Source organism: Rathayibacter sp. AY1A2 (assembly GCF_002930935.1).
Lineage (GTDB): Bacteria > Actinomycetota > Actinomycetes > Actinomycetales > Microbacteriaceae > Rathayibacter.
Window position 1 is genome coordinate 1 of sequence record NZ_PSTP01000047.1, and the last position, 1019, is coordinate 1019.

Consider the following 1019-nt stretch of genomic DNA (forward strand, 5'->3'; position numbering starts at 1 on the left):
GGCGCCGTCATCTTCGCCTACCAGGTCGCCGACCCGCGCGCCTACGGAGTCGTCGAGTTCGACGAGCACTTCCGAGCCGTCTCCATCGAGGAGAAGCCCTCTTCTCCGAAGAGCACCTTCGCTGTTCCCGGCCTCTACTTCTACGACAACTCCGTGATCGGGATAGCCAAGAGCATCAAGCCGTCCGCGCGCGGCGAACTGGAGATATCGACGGTCAACGAGCGGTATCTCGAGGCCGGTGCTCTCACTGTCCAGGTGCTCGATCGGGGAACGGCCTGGCTCGACACCGGGACCTTCGATTCCATGATCGAGGCGACGGAGTTCGTGCGCGTGATCGAGCAGAGGCAGGGATTCAAGATCGGCTGCATCGAGGAGATCGCCTGGCGCAACTCCTGGATCGACGACACCCGCCTCGCCGAGCTCGCCGCACCGCTGGTCAAGAGCGGATACGGCGCCTACCTCCAGCAGCTGCCCGCTCTCGCGCGGGGATCATCCTCCGTCTGAGCGCCCACCGGAGTCCGCCCGTGTCGTCGATCGCGACCCGGGCGTCCGACGCCTTTCGTCCCTTCCTCGAACCAGTAGGAGCACTCGTGCGGATCCTCGTCACCGGCGGTGCCGGCTTCATCGGCAGCAACTTCGTCCACCTCACCCTGCGCGAGCGCCCCGACGTCCGGATCACCGTGCTCGACAAGCTCACCTACGCCGGCGACCTCCGCTCGGTAGCGCCGGTGTCGGACCGGATCACCTTCGTCGAGGGCGACGTCGCCGACGCCCCGCTCGTCGACCGGCTGGTCCGGGAGTCGGATCTGGTGGTGCATTTCGCCGCGGAGTCGCACAACGACAACTCCCTGGAGGATCCGGCGCCGTTTCTGGCGACGAACATCCTCGGGACCGCCGCCCTGCTCGAGGCGGTGCGCCGGCACGACGTGCGGTACCACCACATCTCGACGGACGAGGTGTACGGCGACCTCGAGCTCGAGGACCTCGCGCGCTTCACCGAGCACACCCCCTACAACCCC

General features: G+C 66.9%; 2 protein-coding genes. Both read left to right on the plus strand.

What is annotated here, in order from left to right; translation table 11 throughout:
* Nucleotides 1-504: sugar phosphate nucleotidyltransferase (locus tag C5B93_RS16815; RefSeq protein WP_258068268.1), on the plus strand; the 504-nt coding region annotated here is incomplete at its 5' end.
* 86 nt (nucleotides 505-590) lie between these two features.
* Nucleotides 591-1019, plus strand: a 429-nt coding sequence (locus tag C5B93_RS16820; RefSeq protein ID WP_146078543.1) for a GDP-mannose 4,6-dehydratase, incomplete at its 3' end; no start/stop codon positions are given.